25 protein-coding genes are annotated in these 22357 nt (G+C 46.3%); 14 read left to right on the top strand and 11 right to left on the bottom strand.

The genetic code is table 11. The annotated features are described in order from the left end of the window. Window positions 1–117: 117 nt before the first annotated feature. Window positions 118–756 carry an NUDIX hydrolase gene (locus tag EHO60_RS04420; RefSeq protein ID WP_425460280.1) on the bottom strand — a complete coding sequence of 213 codons (639 nt, stop codon included), beginning with the start codon at window positions 754–756 and terminating at the stop codon, window positions 118–120. After that, window positions 752–1921 (bottom strand): ribonuclease D, encoded by a 1170-nt coding sequence (locus tag EHO60_RS04415; protein WP_135766958.1) that lies wholly within the window; start codon window positions 1919–1921, stop codon window positions 752–754. Before EHO60_RS04415 ends, EHO60_RS04420 begins: the two co-directional genes overlap by 5 nt. Window positions 1922–1961: 40 nt before the next feature. On the opposite strand from EHO60_RS04415, the gene purF reads away from it, so the two are divergent. Continuing rightward, window positions 1962–3428: an amidophosphoribosyltransferase gene (gene purF, locus EHO60_RS04410; RefSeq protein ID WP_135766957.1), complete on the top strand. Its 1467-nt coding sequence runs from the start codon at window positions 1962–1964 to the stop codon at window positions 3426–3428. Here the strand turns inward: purF and EHO60_RS04405 are convergent. Together EHO60_RS04405 and EHO60_RS04400 are read right to left on the bottom strand one after the other, a co-directional pair. Continuing rightward, entirely contained in the window at window positions 3425–4384 is a 960-nt protein-coding gene (locus tag EHO60_RS04405) for a hypothetical protein (protein ID WP_210409316.1), read from the bottom strand. The genes purF and EHO60_RS04405 overlap by 4 nt on opposite strands. Window positions 4385–4409: 25 nt before the next feature. Next, on the bottom strand, window positions 4410–4880 hold the full coding sequence (locus EHO60_RS04400) for an LIC13259/LIC11441 family protein (RefSeq protein WP_135766955.1): 471 nt from the start codon (window positions 4878–4880) through the stop codon (window positions 4410–4412). Between the two features lie 192 nt (window positions 4881–5072). Between EHO60_RS04400 and EHO60_RS04395 the strand changes: the two genes are divergently transcribed. The 5 genes from EHO60_RS04395 to EHO60_RS04375 are packed head-to-tail and all read left to right on the top strand — an operon-like array spanning window position 5073 to window position 7801. Then, window positions 5073–5393 (top strand): (2Fe-2S) ferredoxin domain-containing protein, encoded by a 321-nt coding sequence (locus tag EHO60_RS04395; RefSeq protein WP_135767946.1) that lies wholly within the window; start codon window positions 5073–5075, stop codon window positions 5391–5393. A 14-nt stretch (window positions 5394–5407) separates the two neighbouring features. Continuing rightward, window positions 5408–6436 carry a zinc-binding dehydrogenase gene (locus EHO60_RS04390; protein WP_135766954.1) on the top strand — a complete coding sequence of 343 codons (1029 nt, stop codon included), beginning with the start codon at window positions 5408–5410 and terminating at the stop codon, window positions 6434–6436. Beyond that, window positions 6424–6999 carry an LEA/WHy family protein gene (locus tag EHO60_RS04385; RefSeq protein ID WP_135766953.1) on the top strand — a complete coding sequence of 192 codons (576 nt, stop codon included), beginning with the start codon at window positions 6424–6426 and terminating at the stop codon, window positions 6997–6999. The genes EHO60_RS04390 and EHO60_RS04385 overlap by 13 nt, the downstream gene beginning before the upstream one ends. Before the next feature lie 5 nt (window positions 7000–7004). Then, complete coding sequence (locus EHO60_RS04380) at window positions 7005–7304, top strand: LIC13255 family lipoprotein (RefSeq protein WP_135766952.1); 300 nt, start codon at window positions 7005–7007, stop codon at window positions 7302–7304. Window positions 7305–7309: 5 nt separating this feature from the next. Continuing rightward, entirely contained in the window at window positions 7310–7801 is a 492-nt protein-coding gene (locus tag EHO60_RS04375; protein ID WP_135766951.1) for a hypothetical protein, read from the top strand. Between the two features lie 10 nt (window positions 7802–7811). Here EHO60_RS04375 and EHO60_RS04370 read toward each other — a convergent pair whose 3' ends face one another. Beyond that, complete coding sequence (locus EHO60_RS04370; protein ID WP_135766950.1) at window positions 7812–8507, bottom strand: 4Fe-4S dicluster domain-containing protein; 696 nt, start codon at window positions 8505–8507, stop codon at window positions 7812–7814. Continuing rightward, window positions 8504–9802, bottom strand: coding sequence for a UDP-N-acetylglucosamine 1-carboxyvinyltransferase (gene murA, locus EHO60_RS04365; RefSeq protein WP_135766949.1), 1299 nt, complete (start codon window positions 9800–9802; stop codon window positions 8504–8506). The genes EHO60_RS04370 and murA overlap by 4 nt, the downstream gene beginning before the upstream one ends. A gap of 191 nt (window positions 9803–9993) precedes the next feature. On the opposite strand from murA, the gene EHO60_RS04360 reads away from it, so the two are divergent. After that, window positions 9994–11772, top strand: coding sequence for an apolipoprotein N-acyltransferase (locus EHO60_RS04360; RefSeq protein WP_135766948.1), 1779 nt, complete (start codon window positions 9994–9996; stop codon window positions 11770–11772). 23 nt (window positions 11773–11795) lie between these two features. Here the strand turns inward: EHO60_RS04360 and EHO60_RS04355 are convergent, their stop codons facing one another. Continuing rightward, complete coding sequence (locus EHO60_RS04355; RefSeq protein WP_135766947.1) at window positions 11796–12923, bottom strand: hypothetical protein; 1128 nt, start codon at window positions 12921–12923, stop codon at window positions 11796–11798. A gap of 89 nt (window positions 12924–13012) precedes the next feature. After that, complete coding sequence (locus EHO60_RS04350; RefSeq protein WP_135766946.1) at window positions 13013–13447, bottom strand: LIC_13246 family protein; 435 nt, start codon at window positions 13445–13447, stop codon at window positions 13013–13015. Between the two features lie 249 nt (window positions 13448–13696). Between EHO60_RS04350 and EHO60_RS04345 the strand changes: the two genes are divergently transcribed. From EHO60_RS04345 to EHO60_RS04325, 5 genes are all read left to right on the top strand, one after another. Then, a complete protein-coding gene (locus EHO60_RS04345; RefSeq protein ID WP_246028134.1) occupies window positions 13697–14221 on the top strand; it encodes an RNA polymerase sigma factor in 525 nt (174 codons plus the stop codon). Window positions 14222–14234: 13 nt separating this feature from the next. Then, window positions 14235–14537 carry a hypothetical protein gene (locus tag EHO60_RS04340; RefSeq protein WP_135766944.1) on the top strand — a complete coding sequence of 101 codons (303 nt, stop codon included), beginning with the start codon at window positions 14235–14237 and terminating at the stop codon, window positions 14535–14537. A gap of 108 nt (window positions 14538–14645) precedes the next feature. Continuing rightward, window positions 14646–15221, top strand: a complete 576-nt coding sequence (locus EHO60_RS04335) for a hypothetical protein (RefSeq protein ID WP_135766943.1) — start codon at window positions 14646–14648, stop codon at window positions 15219–15221. Window positions 15222–15287: 66 nt separating this feature from the next. Further along, window positions 15288–16484, top strand: a complete 1197-nt coding sequence (locus tag EHO60_RS04330; protein WP_135766942.1) for an NADP-dependent isocitrate dehydrogenase — start codon at window positions 15288–15290, stop codon at window positions 16482–16484. A gap of 4 nt (window positions 16485–16488) precedes the next feature. Continuing rightward, window positions 16489–17145 (top strand): hypothetical protein, encoded by a 657-nt coding sequence (locus EHO60_RS04325; RefSeq protein ID WP_135766941.1) that lies wholly within the window; start codon window positions 16489–16491, stop codon window positions 17143–17145. Here EHO60_RS04325 and EHO60_RS04320 read toward each other — a convergent pair. Both EHO60_RS04320 and mazG read right to left on the bottom strand, forming a co-directional pair. Then, complete coding sequence (locus EHO60_RS04320) at window positions 17142–18011, bottom strand: response regulator (RefSeq protein WP_135766940.1); 870 nt, start codon at window positions 18009–18011, stop codon at window positions 17142–17144. The two genes, EHO60_RS04325 and EHO60_RS04320, sit on opposite strands and share 4 nt — an antisense overlap. 104 nt (window positions 18012–18115) lie before the next feature. Beyond that, window positions 18116–19318, bottom strand: a complete 1203-nt coding sequence (mazG, locus tag EHO60_RS04315) for a nucleoside triphosphate pyrophosphohydrolase (RefSeq protein ID WP_135766939.1) — start codon at window positions 19316–19318, stop codon at window positions 18116–18118. A gap of 110 nt (window positions 19319–19428) precedes the next feature. Between mazG and EHO60_RS04310 the strand changes: the two genes are divergently transcribed. Beyond that, window positions 19429–19947: a DUF6580 family putative transport protein gene (locus EHO60_RS04310; RefSeq protein ID WP_135766938.1), complete on the top strand. Its 519-nt coding sequence runs from the start codon at window positions 19429–19431 to the stop codon at window positions 19945–19947. A gap of 55 nt (window positions 19948–20002) precedes the next feature. Here the strand turns inward: EHO60_RS04310 and EHO60_RS04305 are convergent, their stop codons facing one another. After that, the gene (locus EHO60_RS04305; protein WP_246028132.1) at window positions 20003–21271 is read right to left on the bottom strand and encodes an LA_2444/LA_4059 family outer membrane protein; all 1269 of its coding nucleotides are present in this window, start codon (window positions 21269–21271) and stop codon (window positions 20003–20005) included. Between the two features lie 136 nt (window positions 21272–21407). Here EHO60_RS04305 and EHO60_RS04300 point away from each other — a divergent pair, with 136 nt between their 5' ends. Next, a complete protein-coding gene (locus EHO60_RS04300) occupies window positions 21408–22331 on the top strand; it encodes a cation diffusion facilitator family transporter (RefSeq protein ID WP_135766937.1) in 924 nt (307 codons plus the stop codon). Window positions 22332–22357: the final 26 nt, after the last annotated feature.

Raw genomic sequence — 22357 nt, 5'->3', positions numbered from 1 at the left:
AAAACAATCTCGGAACTACATTTTTTAGAGACGATTTGCTTAGAAGAAAAATTGAAGAAGGAGGAAAAAAAAATCCGGCCCGAACGATTCCCGTCTGCTTCCGAAAAGAAAACGATCCTATTTTTTCGGATCCAAGAACGGAGGAACTGAGAGATTCGGGTTTCGTAAGAGAGGTTCTCTCTCAAAATTGCTATGCTCTCTCAAGAAGCTTACCAAAATCCGAGCCGTCGCCCCCCATAATAGTCCTTCCTGTAAATCGAAGTAATAGATATCCAACGGGGGGCCTTCCGGGTTCCTTTTCATGCGGAGACCGTAGAACGGAACCTCATTTAAGCGGTCTAAATCCAAACGGATGATTTTTTCGACTTCTTCCCGGTTGTAGAAGAATTCGAAGTTCCCGTTGTAAAGGGATAAAAAGGGCGTAATATGGAATCCGGTGTGAGTGTAGATTCCTTTATAATTTCCGATCACTTCCAGATCTTGGGAAGGGGCTCCCATTTCTTCGGTCCATTCCCGCAGAGCGGTGGAAAGAAGATCCTTGTCTTCCGGTTCTTTTACTCCTCCAGGAAATGCAATTTGCCCGGGGTGGGCTGAAAGTTTGGAATTTCTCTTTTGTAATAGAAAACCGTAACCGTTTCCGTTGCGGAATAGAGGCATGATCACCGAGGAGATCGCGACGTTTTGCGGAGGGGTGGAATCTTCTCCATCTCGGTTGAGCGGTAGTCTTTGTCGTAGTTCTTCTAAGTCTAACTTAATCAAATTTCTTTTTGATCGGAATCAGGTTCGTAAGAGTAGTTTCGTACGGTTTTGATTGAAGTGCATTCAAAATCGACGGACCATAATTCTGAACTTTCCATTCCGAAAAAATACCCAATTCCCGTAACTCGTCGATCCCTTTCGGATTTTTCTTGGCGATCTCCGCGATATTCTTATTGGAAGGCATCAGATTGTGGCCCATTCTCCGAATGGACATAATGGTTTCCCTCCATTGTCTCAGCCTTTTGAATCTATCCGCATCCTCTCCAGCGAGGTCTTCGGTTGCGCGTTTAAACAGATCGTTTTTGGGGATCGGCGGGCCGCCCGGGTTATTGTATATAGATAGCAAATGATCCGCGTCTTTCTTGCCGACGGACTCGATCAATTTGGCTGAATCCCGTCGGGCCTTTACTAGCTCTAGGACCTTGTCGTTATTCCAAATCCGGAACGGAGCTTTGTTGAATCGTCGGGCTTTTTCATCTCGGAATACGAGAGTATCGTATAAGGCTCGCCGTTCGTCGGAACTCAATTCCAGGACGTTCGGGAATTTTTCCAGGGTGATGGAAAAACCTTCGAAAGGTTCCGATTCCTCTTCCGCCAGTTTTTTGAATTCGGACAGGGCCTCGTCCAATAATTTTCGTTTGGTCAACTCTTCCTTCATCTTTTCCCAGATCGATTCCAAATAAACGGTATCCAGAGCGGCGTATTGGAGTTGGCTCTTGTCCAAGGGACGTTTTTCCCAATTCGATTTTTGTTCCTTTTTCGATAATTTTACTTTGTGATAATGTTCGACTAAGTAGAGAAGAGAGTTCTGTTCCAAGTCTAATAATCGGGAGCTGAACATGGTATCGGCGATATTTTCGAATTTGAAAGAAAAGTCCCGTTTCAGCGCCTTGATATCGTCGGATGCGGAATGGAATATTTTTAAAATCGCAGGGTTTTCAAAGAGGGGACCGAGTCCGGATACGTCGTCCAAACGGATAGGGTCGAAAATGTAGTTTTTTCCTCTCGAAGAGATTTGGATCAGGCAGACTTTTGAATAATACGTGTAATAACCCGAGGATTCCGTGTCTACGGAAAGGCAATCCGATTGAGATAGAGTGATCAATGCCAACTGAAGACTTCGGACATTATCGATTACGATATAATCGGATTGTATTTGCATCTAAACCGTGACCTGGAAGATTAGCATAGGAAGGGGGACCATGAGCTCGATTCCCAATAAGTCCAATCTACGGACCCTAGTCCGAGATGACAAACCAAAAGAAGAATGCGCTATTTTCGGGATTTTTAATTCCCCGGAAGCCGCTAACTTCGCCTATCTGGGCCTTTATTCCATGCAGCACAGAGGCCAAGAATCCAGCGGAATCGTTACCTCCGACGGAGAGCATCTTTATCGATACGCCGGAATGGGGCTTGTGGCGAACATTTTTACCGAAGGAAAGATTCGGGAGCTCGTGGGAAATTCCGCTATCGGCCACAATCGATATTCCACTACGGGTGCCAGCTTTTTGAGGAATGCCCAACCTCTGCGTGTGGAGTCGCATCTAGGTCCTATCGCTTTGGCTCATAATGGAAATTTGGTAAATTCCTGGGAAGTTCGTTCCCAGCTCGAAAAGGAAGGCTCCATCTTCCAAACTACGATTGATTCGGAAGTCATTGTGCACCTAATGGCTAGATCCGGAGAAACGGATCTTCTATCCGCTCTTTCTTCCGCCTTGAAAAAGGTCAGAGGAGCGTATTCGTTAGTGGTGCTTACCAAGACGCAATTGATTGCAGTACGGGACCCCAACGGTTTTCGGCCCCTCGTAATGGGAAGGAGAGATGACGGTTCCTACGTGTTCGCTTCCGAAACCTGCGCGTTCGATATTACGGATACGATATATGAAAGGGACGTAGAACCGGGAGAAATGATCGTAGTAGATCGCTCAGGTCCCCGATCTTTTTATCCGTTTCCACAGGCAAGACCGGCTCTGTGTATATTCGAATATATTTATTTTGCTCGTCCGGATTCCAATATTTTCGGGGAATCCGTTTACAAAGTGCGAAAGGCTCTAGGAAGTCAATTGGCCAAGGAATTACCGGTCGACGCAGACGTAGTCATTCCGGTACCGGATTCCGCTAATATCGCTGCATTAGGCTATTCCGAGGCTTCGGGCATTCCCTTCCAATCCGGATTGATACGCTCGCATTATATAGGCAGAACCTTCATCGAACCCGATCAAAAGATCCGCGATTTCGGCGCCAAGATCAAATACAACGTAGTCAAGAACGTTGTGGAAGGAAAGCGAGTCGTAATCGTGGACGATTCCATTATGAGAGGAACCACAAGCAGAAAGATCATAAAAATGATCCGCAATGCCGGCGCGACGGAGATTCATTTACGCGTTTCCGCGCCGCCTACGATTTCGCCCTGCTATTACGGAATAGACATACCGACTCATAAGGAATTGATCGCCGCGACTCATACGATAGAAGAGATCCGGAAATACCTGAGAGTGGACTCCATCGCGTATTTATCTGTGGACTCCATGCATAAGGCGGTCCAAGAACATAGAGGCGGCGGCTTTTGCAACGCCTGCTTTACGGCGGATTATCCGGTGGAATTCCAGAGTGAAATCGGAAATCAGAAAAGTTTGTTCCGAGAATACGAGGTCGAAGAAAGGGTTTAGCGAAAGCCGAATTTTTTTCCCGAATCGTCGTCGTCCTTTCTGAGAAAAGAACTTAGTAGTTCCTTTTCCGAGGAACTTAGGTGCTTGTTTTCTTCCAGCATGGAAAGTATTTCGAGCGCTGCATCCTGGTCCAAGGTAAGCAGATAGTCCAACACGGATTGGTGGGCAAGCTTCTTGTGGGTTTTGCCGAGAATCCGTAACACTTCTTCTCCGGAATGGATTAGAATTTCCTTTCTTTCTACGAGAGCCGCCATGGTAGAGAGAATGATGGAAATTTCGGGGTCATCCGAGAATATCTCCATCAAACGAGGATACATTTCCGGAAAATGAATGGGGAATTCATAAATCGAATCCTGCAAACCTGAGTAGAGTTCTTTTTCCTCCGATACGGTTATGCCGGTTTGTTTCCGAAGTTCCAATAGAGAACGACCGGAGAGCAGATACAGAAATCGGGACGCGAATTCCGGATCTTTCCTTCCCCGTACGCAGTACATGATAAAATCGACTACCCTGGATTCCGGCAATTTCCTCCAATAACGAACCATTTTGGAGTCCAGAAAATTGGCCGCTCTACCTCCGGCTTTTCGTAGCATCATAAAGAGATCGAATTCCTCCTTTACGATTCTATAAAGTAAAGGATTGCTCATCTCTCGGACGGTTTCCTGCACTTGTTCAGGAGATGAGATCAATAAGAAATACGAAACGAGTTCGAATCCGATTTCGGATTCTTCGGAGAATTCTTCCAACAATTCGGCAGGAGCTTGGTGGAAGGCCGAAGCTCCGACACTGAGAGTATTTTGTCCGTAGAGGAGCTGTTCCAATTTATGGACCGCTTTGCAGTCCTCTTTTTCCAGCCGTTTGTCTTTTCTCAAATCCGTACGACAATTGCCCGGACAAGCTTTGGATATCGGAACTCCGACCTTGCAGGAATCGTTGGTTTGAGTCGATACGGTCACGATAGGACGATTTCCGAAAAATGAATTAAGGAACGATGTCTCCGCAATCCCGCATGTCCGGAGCGTAAGGATTTCGGATCTTGCTTCCGGAAGCCACCCAGGTTTTTTTGACCATAGGACAATAGAAGCGATTTCGACCGTTTTCCAAACCTCTTCCTTTCATGGTGGAAGCAAGTAGATCGCTGAATTTGGAATATGCGATCAGAGAACCTTCCAGGTCGGGAGCTTCTACTTCTTTTAACGCTTTTTTGAGCTCGGCGGCGGTTTCGGACAAACCCCCGTTGGCGGAAGCCAGCGAGTCCAAGGCTTTTTCCAATTCCTGCGTATCCGGAGCTCGGTTTTCGGTTTTCAGTAAACCGTCGATCACTTCCTGGTTTTTTTGTAATACGGTTTCGAAAAGAGGCTTTTCCGCATCGGTAACCGGTTTTAATTCTTTCTTTCCACAATCGAGAAATAACAAAGCGAGAGTAAATGTCGTAAGAATGCCGAGTTTCATAAATCCCTCCGAATTCGATCTATGTTTCGTTTTTTTGATCATTCTTTCAAAAAACAAATCTTTATTCTTGGAATTCGTTGGAATTCCGAACAAAAATCAAAAAGGAAAAAAAGGATTCAATCCGGACGATCCGTTTCAAATTAGGGTAAACTACCCGAATTCATCCTTCCGAGAATGTTAAGAGATTTGAACATGTACTATAAAAAACACGTATTTGTTTGCGATAATATCCGGGAAGAAGGAGAAAGGCCTTCCTGTGGCAGGGCGGGTTCCCCTCTTCTACTCGCATACATGAAAAAGCGACTCAAGGAACTCGGTTTGAAGGATCGGATCCGCATCCAGCGGTCCGGCTGTCTGGATCGATGCGAGCTGGGTCCGGTCCAAGTCAGTTATCCGGAAGGAATTTGGTTTTCGATCAAGACGGAAGAGGACGCGGAGATTTTTTTACGCAATTATATAGAGAAAGAAAATGCGGACTCGATCCGCCATCTTCTTTTGGAAGATGAAAATTAAGGAAGGAAAGGTTTATGTCAAAGAAATGGGAAATTCCGAAAACGTATTCAGCTTACGAACTAAAGGAATATAGCGAACAACCCGGAAGGGCAAAAATCGTAGAAAAAGAAACGAAACCCTTAAAGAAGGGAGACGTACTGATCAGGATCCATTCGGCTTCCATCAATCCTTCCGATCTGATGTTCATGCGCGGGCTCTACGGGATTAAAAAGAAATTACCCGTGGTTCCGGGTTTCGAAGGAAGCGGGGTCGTAGTCGCGAGCGGGGGCGGATGGCGCGCAAATTCCCTACTTGGAAAGGCCGTTGCTTGTACCGCTCCGGGGAAAGGAGACGGAACATATTCGGAATATATGATTACGGACGGTTTCTCCTGCATTCCCCTTACGAAAGAAACCACATTGGAACAAGGGGCTTGCCTATTCGTGAATCCGATCACTGCCCTAGCCATGATGGAGCGGATCGTCGGGGAGAAGCACAAGGCATTCGTCCAGACGGCGGCGGCATCCGCATTGGGAAAAATGATCCTTAGGCTTTCGATCAAAAAAGGAATTCCCGGAATACATATCGTAAGAAGAAAAGAGCAGTCGGATTTGCTGAAATCTCTAGGCGCCCAACACGTCCTGGATTCCTCCTCTCCGAATTTCGAACGAGAGCTGCGAGTTCTTTCGGGCAAACTGGAAGCTACCATTATGCTGGACGCGGTGGCGGGAGAATTGACAGGGAAGGTTTTGGCCGCGATGCCGTACGGAAGTAAATGCGTCGTTTATGGTGCTTTGTCCGAAGAGCCGATTTCCTATCATGCGGGGATGGGGATTTTCCAGGATAAGAAAATCGAGGGTTTCTGGTTGTCTTCTTGGTTGCCTGCCCAGAGCCCATGGAGACTCTGGAGAATTACTTCCGAAGTTCGATCTCTGCTTGGACAGGAATTCCAAACGGAAATCGCTTCTCGAATCCCTTTGAAAGAAGCGGATCGAGCCATAAAGGAATATGCAGAGAATATGACTAGAGGAAAGGTGTTGATCCAAACCGGATGGAATCCGTAAAGCAGACATTTCCGCGTAAAAATCCGGTTACCGCTCGATTTGGAGCAGGAATTTTCCTGCTCCTTTCGTTGTTTGCGGTATCCTGTTTTGCCTTAAGACAAAACGTGAAACGACTCGAATCCTGTAAATTTCGGGTCGCCGACGTTAAGGCGGAGAAGGTGGAATTTATCTCTTTTCCCCCGATCCCGAAAATGCTTTTACGTGTGGATTTGGAGATCGAAAATCCGAACGATACGGAAGTCACGGTCTACGGCTTCGATTTGTCTGTGACCTCGCCTTCCGGGGAAAACGGAGAGAACGAGTTGGCTCGGATCATTTCCAAACAGGAAACGGTCGTTCCCGCGTTTTCGAAGAAAAATGTCTCTTTGAGTTTGGAAACTCTTTTCGAAAAAAGGATGAACCAAAATCTTCTCTTAGTTGCCGCCGTATTGACTAGAGATATTCTTTCCGGAAAAGATCCGAATTTACGGATCAAGGGTTTTATTACCTATAAGTCCATTCTCGGAGACGTGGATCTTCCGGTAGACGAAAGGGTAAAATTGCAGTCCAAAAACAAGAGTTAGTCCGTTTGAGCAAGAAGCTGCCGATTCTATTCCTATCCTTGGTTTGGTTGGGAACTTGTGCTACACCCGACGACGATTTTTATTCGTTCGAGCAGGCGTCTTCTCTGTTGCTGGCCGCATACGGGGCTAAGGATTTACAATGTAGTTCCAGCAGAGGAATTACCCATCTTGTTCCGGGACGTTCCCGGAAAAGGGATGTCAACAACTGCGTTTTGTCGGTGGCCGCTGAAGACTGTACTTTTTGGATTCAGGCAGGGGACCCTGTGCCTTTTACTTGTAAGGCTATCGAATATAGACTTAAATAGGGTTTATGGGGTGGCTGACGAAACACTTCGAGTTGTTAATTTTTGCGGCGATTTCTCTGTCCGGAATCTTCTATCTCTATCTTCTATTCACGAGAGGAAAAAAACCGTCCCATAAGTCCTTGGTTCAGTACAATATGGATCCTAACGAATACAAGGGTCCAGAATCGAATGTTGCGTCTAAGAAGAAGGAACCCAAAGTGAACGTTTTGGAAGTCTTCGATTATAACGGCATCAAGATCATGCATGAAAACGGTCTTTATACCGTAAATCATGCGGGAGAAATCCAGGTCTACGGATCTTGGGCGGCCCTTCCCCCGCGCTATCAAGCTATGGTCAAGGAAATGGACAAATCTTCCATCGGCCAAAAAAAGCAGGGAAATTATTATATGGAAATCCTAAACGGCACCTACTACGTCGTTTTTCCCGACGGGAAAAAACACAAATATCCCAAATTTGAGGACATCCCGGAAAAGATCCGTAAAGCTCTCGGATATTAAAAACGTACGATTATTTAACCACGATCGCTTTCGGAAACGTAGGGCAGGAAGATACGCATTGTCCGCAGCCAGTACAGGAAGCCGTGAAGGTCGGTTTGTTCCCCTTGAATTTCAGCGCGCCCGGAACCGGACAAGCGGCAGCGCAAGCCTCACAAGTCTTTTCCTGCGTGCGAGAGTTGATACAATGCTGGAACCAACCTTTGGCTTTGCCGAATTTCGGGGTTTCGTTTTTCTTATACGGTAAAAGTGCTCCTTCCGGGCAGGCGGCTATGCAAGGAAAATCCTTACAAAGCATGCACGCATTCAGATTTACGTCCATGTGCGGGAGATGCTTTCCTAATTCATCATTCGGAACCGGAAATAAAACTGAGTACGGACAAGCATACATACAGTCACCGCACCCGGTGCATTTGGAAAGAAAACGCTTACCGTTTGCATCCGCGCCGGGAGGAAACTGTAGGTTACGGAAAGCTTTGAATTTTTTCGGTTTTGGGAAATTCGTTTGAGATAGGAAGGAATCTTCCTTTCGATTCGTTTCGCGTTTTTTCTTCGGCGCTTTCGGAAGCGATTCTTCCGGCGGGTCGATCGGATCCGTTTTTTTTTCTCCTGAAACTTGTTTCCAGGTCTCGGCGATTTCGTCCGCGCTCTCCTCCATAACGGCAAACGCCTTCGAGAAACTTTTCCGGAAAAAGTCTCTCCGGTTCATTCTTCCCGAATCCTCTCTATATGCGCTCCTAACGATCGGAGTCTAGTGTCGATCTCTTGGAAACCGCGATCCACTTGAACGATATTGTGGATATAGCTGGTTCCTTCCGCGCACAGGGCTGCGATGACCATCGCCATTCCCGCTCGGATATCGGGACTTGCGACCTTTTGTCCGTACAATCTAGAATGTCCGATTACGATCGCCCTGTGCGGATCGCAGAGAATGATTTGAGCTCCCATTGCGATGATATTATCCACGAAAAATAACCTGGATTCGAACATCTTTTCATGGATTAGGACGGTTCCTTTGCATTGCGTGGCGGTCACGAGAGCCACCGAAGTCATGTCTGCCGGAAATCCGGGCCAAGGAGAATCGTCTATCTTGGGTGTCGCACCGTGATAGTCGGGTATGATTTCCATCTGCTGATCGGACGGGACCAGAATTCCACCGTCCTGGGGACGAACTTCGATTCCCAACCGGGAATAAACCATTCGAATCATACGTATGTCTTCCAGATCGACATCGCGGATAAAGACTTCTCCTCCGGTCACGGCGGCAAGGCTGATAAAACTTCCGACTTCCAGATAGTCGGATCCGATTCTGTGTTTTTTTTCCGGAGATTTTAGCGAAGAAACTCCTTCGATGGTGAGAATATTCGAGCCGATCCCGGATATCTTTGCACCTGAGGAATTCAGAAAACGACAAAGCTGTTGTACGTGCGGTTCGCTTGCGGCGTGCCGTATGATCGTAGTGCCTTCCGCCAGAGTAGCGGCCATGACGGCATTTTCCGTTGCGGTCACGGAAGCTTCGTCCAACAAAATATCCGTTCCTCTCAGCCGGTCCGCTTTGATCTCGTAACCGTCGGGAAATACTTCTATCGTCGCTCCCAAGGATTGCAGGGCGAGAAGGTGAGTATCCATTCTTCTCCTGCCGATCTTATCTCCTCCGGGTCGGGGTAAAAATACCCTTCCTGTGCTGGCCAGAATCGGTCCGGCCAAAGTGACTGCGCCTCTCAGTTTCGAACATAACTCGTAGGGCAAATCGGATTTTATTTGTCCTCGGTTTCGAAATAGGAAAGTACCTTCGCCTTTATCCTCCACTTCCAATCCCAGATGACGTAATACTTCCAGAAGCATCAATACGTCGGTGATCAAAGGGATATTTTCGACGATAATTTCTCCCGGAGTCATGCAAATCGCGCCTAACACGGGAAGCGCTTCGTTCTTATTTCCTTGAGGGGTTATCGTACCGTTCAAGGGATTTTTGCCTGAAATTTTGAAATAGGAGGAACTCATTCGATCACCGACTTTTCAGATAGGCTCGCCGTAAGCCTGGATCAGGCAAGCATTTCCGTAAATTCGATCTCTCGGGGGCTTAGGGATACGAAAAGAAATCCATTCGTAATTCGGAAAGGAACGATCGGATCGAGGCAACGGTCGAAATCGATTGACGTCCTGCTATTTTCTTCCGATGAACGTTGGTACCCATGAATTCCTTTTTGAACAAATTCCGTGAATTTCAAAAAACCGTTTGGTTCGATTGGTTTTGCTACCTTTGGACTTCCGTTCTGGCTTTTTTGGCTTTTGCTCCGTTTTATTTGAGCCATTTCGTTTGGGTCGCTCCCTTCGGTCTTTTTTGGATCGCTCATAAATATTCCGGACAATACAAACGTCTGTTTTTTCACGGAATCCTGTTCGGAGTCTTCTTTTACTCGATCGCCTTTCATTGGATTTTTCATATGGCGCAGGTGTTCGGAAATTTTCCGGCACCGATTTCGGCATTGATTCTGGTTCTAGCCGGTGTGCTGTTCGGATTTAAATTTCCGATCTTCCTGCTTACATATTCTTTCCTGAGTAAAAAAATAGGCAGGCATAGCGTTTGGGTCGCCGGATTTTGCGGCTTGGTCGCGGATATGCTGGCCCCCCAACTGTTTCCTTGGTACTGGGGAAACTTGGCGGCGGGAAATATACTCCTTGCCCAGACGGTCGAAATCGCGGGCGTATACGGATTGAGTTTTTTGGTCTTCGTCGTTTCTTATACGATTTTCGAGACCAATCTCTTTCATCTGCCTGAAATCCTACGTTCTCCGGAAAAGAGGTTTCAATTCGCTAAATTTTGGTCGTTGCCATTCGCGCTTTTCCTATTATTTTGGGTTGCAGGTACTTCCCTCTATTTCAAGTGGAAGGGAGTAAAACCCGTCAAAACCTTGGAAGTGTTGGTAGTTCAACCCGATGCTCCCATGAGTATCCGCGACGAACGGGGGCGTTCCCCCTTGCAGGTGATCGAGGAACTAATGGATCGGATGGATCGCCTAGTGAGCGATGCGGTCCGGAAAGAGGGAAAAAATCCCGATTTGATCGTTTTGCCCGAGGCCGGCGTCCCGTATTTTTCCGCCAACAAAACCCCGATTACCGAGTTGAACAGAATGTATTGGTATAGATTCGAGGCCTTGATGATCATCTTTGCCAATCGATACAAAGCGAACGTTTTCTTTAACGAAATCGACGCGAAGTACAAAAAGGCGAGTTCGGGAAAGGAATATCTCAGATATTATAACAATAACGTAATCTACGATCCAAACGGAATTCGGACGAACGCTTATCAAAAACAATATCTGGTTCTTTTCGGCGAAACAATGCCTTTCGAATTCATGTACGAAATCAGCCCCCAAACGGGAAGGTTCGAACCGGGAGAGTCTTTTAAACTCCTACCTTATTTTTCCGTAGTCGGGGAAATTTCCAAACAACCGAATCCTTTATATTGGAAGGATACGGAAGAACTGAACGCGGATGCAGTCAGGAATTATTATGCCGGAACCAGGACTACATTAAAGGAATCCGGCTCCATGCTTCCTTTGATCTGTTACGAAGTGATCGTTCCGGAATTCGTACGCAAGTTCCGAAATTCTGGAAATCCAGAATTCATCGCGAATCTCACGAACGATAAATGGTACGGAACCACAACCGAAAGCGATCAGCATTTCGAATTGGGTAGGCTGAGATCCATAGAATGGAGAAGATGGTTGGTCCGTTCCACGAATTCTGGAATTTCCGGTTTTGTGGATCACTTGGGTCGCTTTGTCCCGGGCAAATCCACCGGTTTGATGAAGGCGGAAACTACTTGGGAAAAAATCGAAGTCTTCGATTCTCCTCCCGGATTTTATGTGATCTACGGAAATCTGATTCCTTGGTTGATGATGGTTCTGACTGCTTCCTATTATTTAACGATCCTTCTATCCAATCATAGGAAGAAAGAGGCTAAATAAAAGTTCGAACTTTCGGAAGCCGTTTACGGATTGATGAGATAGTACGAGAAAATTCCCGTAAAACGATTCTCCTTCGGTAATTGTCCGAAATTTTTCGGAGGAGAATCGCAATTCAATTCCGCCTCCGCTAAAAAGTACAATTGGTAAGGTTTGGCGAAGAATAATCTCACAAAAAACCGGAGCACGGAAGACAGGTTCGACAATACGTTGATTTTTCCGATTCCGGCCTTTCGCCGAATGGAAAGAGTACAACCCCCTTGTTCGTCCAGGTAGAGTTTTTCTTTCGTAGGCAATTCGTAGTTGGAAAAGGAATCCTTTTCCGATTCCAAAACTTCCGATTTATGCACCTTAGCGGAAAATAATAACCGACTATTTGCGTCGGTGGAACTTACTGTCCGGATTTCCTGTCCAGGAAAGGTTTCGTTTCCGATAAACCCTCCCGTATACAGTCGATCCCCGGAAAGGTTCTGAGTTCGAAAGAGTTCCCAACGTCGACTGTACTTGTATACCTCGTAATTCGTCAGTAGATGTTCCATTCCTCCCCGTCCATCCAAAGGGATCTTCTGTCCGTTACTGATCAAATATCCCCAGGTAGGAACGAAAGAAAAAGCGATGTCCGCCTGCACGAATCTGTCCTTTTCGGGTAAGGAGATTTTTCCTCCCGAAAGGGAGACGGCTTTGTCCCATCCTGCCTTGAAAGAAAGAAAGAGTTTCGTCTCCCCGATTTCCATTCTGATTTCCGGGCCTTCCTGGTTTTTTTGAACGGAATTGTTTGCAATTTCCAATTCCAACGCTCCCGGTTCCGCTTTCAGTTCGTTGCGGGAAAATTCCTGGGTGAGAAATCGGGTGCCATTTTCCTTATCATACAAGACCAAGCTTACCCCCGAGTTTCGAGTTCCGGGACCTAGGTTACTGACCAAGAAAGTCGCGAAGATAAAAATACGATCGTCCGTGAACGAATAATTCCAGGCCTGAAAGTACCCTTCTTGAGGATATGGATGGAAAGATATTTCGTTTTTGGTCGCTTTTCTTGCGCGAAAGGATTCCGATTCCGCGCTTACATTTGGAAAGAAAGATGCGATCACGAGAGCGGATAAAATAACGCCCGTTTTGACATATCGAACGGAAGATCCGGCAGAGAAGGAAAACATGGGCCCTTATTCCTATCCCCATCTTTTCTTCCGGCAAGTATTTCTCGCCGGATCGATTGAAAAATACTAGGATTCCAGGCATTCTGAGTTTAGGCGCCAAGGCAATCGATCGATTCCAATTCGGAGTCGGTAACTTCCGTACAGGAATCCTCGTAAATGTCGCTGAGACATCGTATGCTGAAAACCGGATGATCCGGAACGGCCCGTTCTCTCATGTCGTCCTGTTCCTGGCGGATGCCGTCTATGTGGATCCAGGAATCCGATTCGCTTTTTCCTTTGGAAAATATCCTTGCAAATACCAAGTATTCGTAAGATCCGAATTTTTTAAAAAAGATCTCCGTTTTTTCGGGGACGGTTTCTACGAGTCTTTTCCGGAAAGAAGCCGGATCGATATGCTCCGCTTGTCGGATAGAATCGTAATATCGATTCAACGTCCTCACGATCCTAAAAAAACCGAGCTTATCCTTGTTCAACTTTCTCCACTCCGAATCTTCCGTAAGTTCTCCTATTCTCTTTGTCTGCACCTAAGTTCCTCCGGTCTCTCTTGTCGAAAATCCTCAGGACCAATCGCAAAAAAATCCGGGGAAACTCCGTTCAGGACAACATGGAAAGGGAAGGCGGGAGGCACTGCACTATGGACGATGTACTGGAAATTTCATCGCGATCCTTTTGGATTATTTTTTTACCTTTTTTCTAGAATTCGGAAAAAAAATCGGGGATTCTCCTTTTGAAACAACTACGGTATTAGAGGAAAAAAGGAACCGTTGCTATCCGTGGATAAAATCTATCGAAGGGAAAGGAATAAGATCCTTGCATGGATACGATCCCGAATTTCGGATCCTGAAGAGGCAGAAGATCTTTTGCAGGAATCTTTCTTGGTTGCAGTAACCGAATTGGATTCCAGTGGGTCCATCGAATACCTTTTGGCTTACGTGTATGCAGTATTGCGCAACAAGGTGGGAGATTGGTATCGAAAGAAAAAGACGGGACGTTACCTAGGGACAAGGCTCGAAAACGAATTTCTATCCGAAAATTCCCTTTCCTACGAGGGGATCGGTCCGGAAAGACAATTTTACAGAAATTTGATGCTTGAAGAACTTTCTCTCGCAATCGAAGAACTTCCGGCGGATCAGAAAACCGCTTTCGTCGCAAATGTGATCGAAGGAAAGACATTCCGAGAGATCTCGGAAGAGACTGGAATTCCGGAAGGTACTTTGTCGGCCAGAAAGTCTTCTGCGAGGAATTTTCTCGAAAAAAGGTTGAAGGAACTGAAGTCCTTATTCCTCGAAGAATATTGATTAGGAACGAATTATGAAGGAAACTCATAGACATAGGCACAGAGTGGGAAGGATTTTTGCTGGGATTCTCTTTATCCCCCTGTTTTTTTTCGGAGCGGCTGCGATCGTTTGGCAATTGTGGAATTGGCTTTTGCCTGAATTATTTGGTTGGAAACAAATAACGTATTTACAAGCACTCGGAATTTTCGTACTTTCGCATCTTCTCTTCAAAGGCGGACACGGATTTGGTGGAGGCAGACATAGAAGACATTGGAAATACAGGATGAAGAGAAAAATGCGCAAATCGATGGGAGAGAATCCGAAACGGGAAGGTTGAAACTGCGAAAAAGGTCGCAGGTCCGGTCGGAAAAAACCGTACGGAGATTTCCACAGGCGTATAGGGATTGCCAAAAAAGGGAAACCTAAAAAATGTACCCATACCGCCATGGACACGGAACTATTGAGTCTGTTCTGGATCGAAAAGATCAAGCTCAGCCAATATACAATCCAAACCGTCAAGAACCTGAACGACATTCAGCTTGACCACCCGGACTCTCTGGGTGAAACCGTCCGTCGCTACCTGAATTCCATGGTGGCGTCGGATTTTCTCTTCCGACTTTCTTTACCGATTTCCATCGGGATTAGTTCCATTTTACCGATTCCTCGACAGCAAGAATCTGAAATCGAAAAAGACTTGGTCCGGGTTCGGGATTTGTTCGGATCTCCCCCGCTGCCTACAGGCTTAAAAGACGTAGTCGTGACTTCGGCGGAGGAATTGTATTTTGAGGAATGCAATTCGAGTCTCCAATCGGTTTTCGAAAGATGGAAACGGATCCTGTGCAAATTGGAAAAGAACATCCAAAACGTTTCCCAAAAAGATTCCCTGAGATATCGATATTTTTCCGTTTTGGGAATCGTCTCCCTTCCGGTGGCCATCAATTATTTCGGCACTCAAAACCTACATTATCTACGTAACGGAATCCTGAAAATTAAAGAGAATCCTTCTTTCCCCAAGTCGTAAGTCCTTGGAAAATGGACACACCGCGCTTTAACTTTAATTCATCGAATTCAATATAAGGAGAACCCAATGGCTAAGATCAAGGTGAAAACTCCATTAGTGGAGCTGGACGGGGACGAAATGACCCGCATCATCTGGAAGGAAATCAAGGATCGTTTCATTCATCCCTATCTGGACATAGAACTGGACTATTACGATCTCGGAGTGGAATACCGGGACAAGACGGACGATAAGGTTACGGTCGATTCCGCCAATGCGATTCTAAAATATGGAGTCGGCGTCAAGTGCGCAACCATAACTCCCAATCAGGATCGAGTAAAAGAGTACAATCTAAAGAAAGAATGGAAATCCCCGAACGGAACGATTCGGTCCATTTTGGACGGAACCGTATTCCGCAAACCGATCATCGTAAACAATATCCCTTCCGCGCTCCGGTCCTGGAAAAAACCTATCGTAGTCGGCCGTCATGCCTTCGGAGACTTGTACAAAGATACAGAGCTTTACATTCCGGAAGCCGGAAAAGTGGAGATCGTATTTACTACTAAAGACGGAAAGGAAAAAGAAAGGGTCTTGATCAACGATTTCGACGGTCCCGGAGTGATCATGGGCCAGTTCAACCTTGACAAATCGATCGAAAGTTTCGCCCAGGCCTGCTTCAATTACGCGATTTCCGAAAAGATCAATATCTGGTTCGCGACCAAAGATACGATTTCGAAAAAATACCACGCTCGTTTCAGAGCGATTTTCGACCAAGTCTCGCAAAAGAGAGCGGATGAACTCAAAAAAGTCGGAATCGAATATTCCTATTTCTTGATCGATGACGCTGTGGCGCAGATCGTCAAAAACGAAGGTGGAATGCTTTGGGCCCTGATGAATTACGACGGAGACGTGATGTCCGACATGGTCGCTTCCGGCTTCGGTTCTCTCGGTCTGATGACTTCCGTATTGGTTTCTCCCGATGGTAAATTCGAATACGAAGCCGCTCACGGTACCGTGACCCGCCACTACCGTAAGTACCAAAAAGGGGAAAGTACTTCCACGAATTCCGTAGCTTCCATCTTCGCATGGACGGGAGCGCTGGAAAAGAGAGGCGAATTGGACGGAACGCCCGAAGTCGTCAAATTCGCGCAAAAATTGGAAAAGGCCGTCATCGATACGATCCAGGACGGAGAAATGACCAAGGATTTGACCTTATTGACGACGAGCTCGAATCCGAAGGAATTGGACACCTTCCAGTTTATGGAGGCGATCCAAAAACGCCTTTAAGGACATGGATCGATCTTCCGTAAAAAACGGAAAACCGGAGAGGAGGGGCTCGCATCGGCTCCTCCTTTTTTCGATATTCCTTGCCGGGTCTTTGTTTGCCCAAAAAATTCCCTTACCCAAAGAGCCCGTATCACCTACCGAACCGGTATTCGATGTTCGGGGGGAATCCAACAAGGTGGGTGCCAGCGTGGGGCAGAGCGGCGCTTCGGAAGGGCCCAAGATCAGGGGTTTCTTCTGTGACGGGAGAACCATCGTCGGAACTTGGAAATCCGCTCCGAAGGAATTTTCCTTTAAGCATAAAAGAGAAAACGTTTTATATTCAAAAATCTTAAAATATGAAGACGTTTCCAGAATTCTGATCAAAAGCTGGAAACTGAATCAGGGAAAACCGAATCCGCAAGGTACTCCGTTTCGAGCCGAACCTTGGGAAGTGCATTACAAGACGAAAAACAACGAAACTTTCGAAAGGATCGGGGATCTGAAAAAGGATTTTTCCGAAATCAAAATCGAGAACGAACTCGGAGAAGCTAGTCTCTATTTTTATTGGATGGATCTACAATACGAGGACAAGAGTTGGTATTCCAAATTACCGAAAGTCGAAGGGGAAATCCGAAAGGAATGTTTTCCGGACGTTTTGGTAGGATTGGAATTTCTTCCTTAATCGGCGGATACAAAATCGACGATTTCGTCCGCATCGAAAGGTTTTACAAGAATCTTTACGTTAGAAGGGATTTTGTCGGTTTCGGAGTCTAGTTCATTCGAAGCGGTAATGATCGCTAATTTTAAACCGGAAAATTTCGATTCCTGCATCACTCGAGCGCAAAGGCAATCGCCGTTCATTCCGGGCATATACATGTCGGTTAAGAGCGCTTCGTATTTTTCGGGTTCTTCCAGCAGAATTCTTAGCGCGTGTTCGCCCGAAATCGCCGTTTGAACTTTCAATCCTTTGGATTCTAATAACCTCTTGGAAAGCACAAGATTCAGTTCCGAGTCGTCCACCATCAGCACGGATTTTAACCGAGAAGCATCCTTAGTATGCCGGTCTTCCGTCCCTGGAATCTCGCTCTTTAAATCTTTGATAATGAGCTGTAACGTTTCTTTTAAAGGAGTTAAATCCGGTTTTTTTTCCAGGAACCCGTCGGCACCCGCGTCGTGAGCCTTAATACGATTGGAGTCGTTGTATTCCGAAGTGATGAAAAGTATTTTTGCGTCGGAGGATGCGAACGGCTTTCCATTGATCCTGTCCTTACGGATTGAATTGCAAAGATCGAATCCGGTTCCTTCGCGGAAATAAAGCCCTACGGTGATTACTTCGAATTTTTCCATAAACGCCAAACGAGCCGCTTCCTGCAGATCGGAGGCTTCGGAGATCTGAAATCCTTGGTCCTTAAATTCGGAAATGATCCACTTACGAGCTACCTTGCCCGAATCCACAGCCAATACCTTAAGCGGTCTCCGTGCGGGATCCGAGTTCGGAAGGGTCTTTTCCCCTAATTGAGATCCGTCTGTAGCGGTCTTTTTTCCCATATATAAAATCGACGATAAAATTCAACATTCCGGACAAAAAAAGAACATGGATAATTACGTAAAGTTGATGTCGGATTCATGATGAAACGGCAAAAAATTTCCTATTATTTTATAATTTCCTTATAGGAGCGTATGGCAGAAAGGATTCCAAGGTGGATTTCTTCGGAGCTGAGAAAGGATTTACCTTCTAAATCTGTCCAAGTCCCGTTTCCCGGCTCTTTGTTCTCCAAATTGAGATAGAAGATAGGTTGTCCTTTTCTTCCCCAGGGATCCTTTGCAGGGAGCAACGTAATCGCTCCTAATCCTGAAAACACGATCCTGTATTCCTCCGATTTGTGGTGAAAAGAGAATTCCTTGGGCCAATCATTTTCGGAAGTCTCTTTCTCTTTCCAAAGAAAATAGGATGAGAGTTCCCGTACCGCATCCGAAGTAAGGTTTTGTTTCTCGGTCATGAGATCGGACGCGGTCCGTTTTTCCGGAATTTTAGCCGCGTTCCACAACTCGTCCAATTCTTCCAGTGGTGTCTCCGCAAAGATTTTACCATGTTTTGCCAATTCGGACTGTATGAAATCGATTCTACGTTTGAATTTTCGGTTGGTTCTTGTAAGCGCAGACTCCGCCGAAATCCCGAGTTTTCTGGCAAGATTTACGATACTGAAAATAAAATCCCCCAATTCCTCTTCTATCCGGACTTGGTTGGCGGAAACGTCGGGCGTAGCCTTAACTTCGGTTAGGAATTCCTCCAGTTCTTCCTTAAGTTTCTCTTCTACTCCGCGCATGTCCTTCCAATCGAAGCCGACTTTCGCGGCTTTCTTTTGGTATTTTTCGGCCTTCAACAAGGAAGGGAACGACTCAGGAACCTCTTTGAGAATGGACGAAGACTCCGTTTCTTTTTTCCCTCTGGTTTGTTTTTCTTTTTGTTTCAGAAGTTCCCAGTTTGCGACCACTTCATTCGAGGATCCGAATCCCGAGCTTTCCGGATCGAAAACATGCGGGTGTCTCAGCACTAATTTTTCGGCCACGTCTTTGGCGATGTCTTCCAACGTGTATGCGCCTCTTTCGGAAGCGATTTGCGCGTGCAGAACGATCTGAAATAACAGGTCGCCTAGTTCCTCTTTGGAATGTTCGTCGTCCTCTTTTAATAGGGCATCAACGACTTCTTGGGACTCTTCGAGAATGTAGGGAATCAAGGTCTGATGCGTCTGTTCCTTGTCCCAGGGACAGCCTTCCGGCCCTCTGAGTTTAGCGGTTATATCTCGAAGATAAGACAGAGAATCGGTATAGTCTTTGGGGTTCGGAGCCTGCATAGAGGATAGGCTCGGCGGGCCGATAAGAATTCCTACCTTTTTTCCCGAAACAAAAACGATCTTGAATTGATTGACGAGGCCGTTTGTGAATTCACTCTATGGAAACTATCATGATTCCATCTAGAAATATAGTTCTCGTCTCGCTATTGGTTTTGGCTGTTGTAAGTCGATTTCTTCCTCATCCCCCGAATTTCAGTCCGGTACTTGCCGTGTCCCTTTTTGGAGGAGTGTACTTTGCAAATCGCTGGGTCTCCCTTCTTTTACCTCTAGCGATCATGGCTCTGAGCGATGCTTTCCTCGGCTTTCATGCTTTAGTTCCCGTGGTTTATGGAATGTTCGTATTATTCGCCCTAACAGGTCGATGGTTGAAAAATCGCCTTTCCGTAGGAACATTGGCGATCACGGGACTATTAGGTTCGACCGCCTTTTTTATCGTGACCAACTTTTTCGTTTGGCTTACATCAGGGATGTACTCTCTGGATGCGGAAGGACTGGCGACTTGCTATATCGCGGCTATTCCTTTTTTCCAGAACTCTTTGTTAGGAGACGCGATTTACATTCCTACTCTATTCGGTTCTTTTTATCTAATGGAGAAGTCTGGATTCGTTCCGGAACAACAAGTCGCTTAAACGAGTTCGGGCTTGTGAAGAGGAAAGTCGTCCTTTGCGACGACTTTGTCGAGTTTTAGAGGATCAACGAAGCTCCCAGATAAAATCCGTAAAATTTATCGTGAACATCCTTTTGCAGGCCCGTATTCGTGGAGGTTTGGTCCAAAGTCTTGGACACTTGGTTTAGGTACAGAGTATCTCCCGGAGTTCCGCCGAACACGGAGGCATTGTAATTGTATCCGCTGACCCGGGAAACCATTTCCGTATATTGAAATCCGACGGTAAATTTTAACCATCTCGTCCTCAACAGGGAAATACCCACATCCACTTCGTATCCTACCCTAGAGAGTAGATTGTCTTTTACCGTGTTCGTAGATCCGGTGTTCAGCAGATACGGATTTCCGCCTAGACCTAGAATCGTGCCGGCGCTAGTTCTATCATAATGTCCTAATGTTCTGAAATAATCGAAGCGAAGGTGAGCGAGAAGATTCGCGGTCAGGTTTTTGAAAATCCGGAATCCGGCTTGGGGACCGATTCCTCCGGCTTTCTCGCTCATGGAACCGAATCCGTAATTTCCGGGAATATTTCCGTACTCTTTGGAATAGATATCGATGTTTCTGACCCCTAGGGAAGGTCCGATTCTGGCCCCGGTCCCCGTAGGAAAATACCAAGCTAGATTGAAGGAATAATCCACTCGTTTGTACTCGGGAGAATGAAACTGGATAGCGGAGAGGTTCGAAGAGGAGTGGACTCCGTCGAAGGTAGTATAAGAAGGTTTGGTCCTGAAATCCAGATAACTCAATTCCATTCCGAAATTCTTGTTTTTGCTTAGATAAGACAATCGTACCGGATACGCTGTTCTGGAATTTCCCTGCGGATTAGAATACGCGGTGAAATTATTGTTCAATAGATTCGGATTGACTCCCAAAGAATTTGCACTATTTGCAGCGGTTTGGTACAAGCCTGAATAGCTCAGCAACGCACTTGTCGTATTGGCGCCTATGTTCCGATCCCTGGCCAGCGTCTCCGAAGCCCAAGTCGATTGCATGGCGATCGATTGCAGTTCAAAGACTCCCGCCGTATAAGGTTTACTCAATTCCCGATCCTGAATCGCGTTTCTCGCTTCGACCGCTTGCCTTCTTTTATCTACGGCCGCTTGAGCCAATTTTCTGCGTTCGTCCTGGTTTTGGGAACGTCCCGCTTTGTATTCCAGATCGTCCGCTTCCCGCTCCAAAGCGTCCGGATCCGGAATTTTGTCTGCGGAACCCTGTGCTCGCAAGGAGGAGAAGGAGATCATCGATAGGAAGAAGAGCAAAACGAGACTTGTTCTTAGGATTGATTTCAAAAGATCACCTCTTCGGTTTTCGTAATTCGGAAGCCTAAGCCTCCAAATAGAAACTCCAATCCTTTTTTGGGTTGGGAAATTAAAAAAGAAAGGATATATGTACATAAAGAAAAAGTGTTGGGGCGGAAACGAAGTCATGAATCCTTCCTCGAATCAAATCAAAATTCTTGCCGGCGTATTTTCTTTGGTGACTGCCGGTTTATTGGCCGTCCTAAAGTTATGGGTCGGCGTTTCTCAAGGCTCCTTGGCACTTTTAGCTTCCGCTTTGGATTCAGGTCTCGATTTTCTAACTTCTTCCGTAAATTTATACGCGTTGCATCAGGCGGCCAGACCGGCGGACTCGGAACATCGCTACGGTTACGGCAAGGCGGAAGCGATCGCAGGGTTGTTTCAGAGTTTATTGGTCGCCGTCTCCGGCGGTTGGATCCTATTTCATGCGGCTCGGCATTTTTTGAAACCGAAGGCGGAAATTCCCGAGATTTCTTCCCTGTACGTCATGTTGGTTTCTCTTGTTCTGACCACCTTTTTGGTCTTATACCAAAGATCCGTGATCCGCAAAACAGGATCTCTTTTGGTCTCGGCGGATCATTTGCATTACGTTTCGGATTTGTTGGGAAACCTGCTGGTTCTGCTTTCGGTGGCTTTGGCAATGCAAACCGGCTGGGATTGGGTGGATCCTTTGGCGGGTGCGGTAGTGTCTCTCTATCTCTTAAAGGGTGCTTGGGAAATTTTTAAAAAAAGTACGGATATCCTAATGGACCGGGATCTCTCCCACGAATACAGGGATTCCATTTTGCGAGTGGTAAAAGGAAGATCCCCCCAGGTGCTCGGCTATCACGATCTCAGAACACGTTCCGCGGGAGAAAGGCGGTTCTTGGAATTTCATTTGGAAATGCCCAAGAATCTTACGTTGGAAGAAAGTCATAAGATTTTGGATTCTATTCTGGACGAACTCAAAGAAGAATTTCCGTATACGGAAGTTTTGATTCATCCGGATCCGGTGGAAGTGAATCGGAACGGCCGTACGCTCCTGGACCGGGAGGCGCCCCGTTTCTATTAATCAGATTGCCTTCTCTGATAGGAGAG

Origin of the sequence: Leptospira fletcheri (genome assembly GCF_004769195.1) — a bacterium.
GTDB classification, from domain to species: domain Bacteria; phylum Spirochaetota; class Leptospiria; order Leptospirales; family Leptospiraceae; genus Leptospira_B; species Leptospira_B fletcheri.
This window is presented reverse-complemented; position numbering and strand designations above follow the sequence as displayed.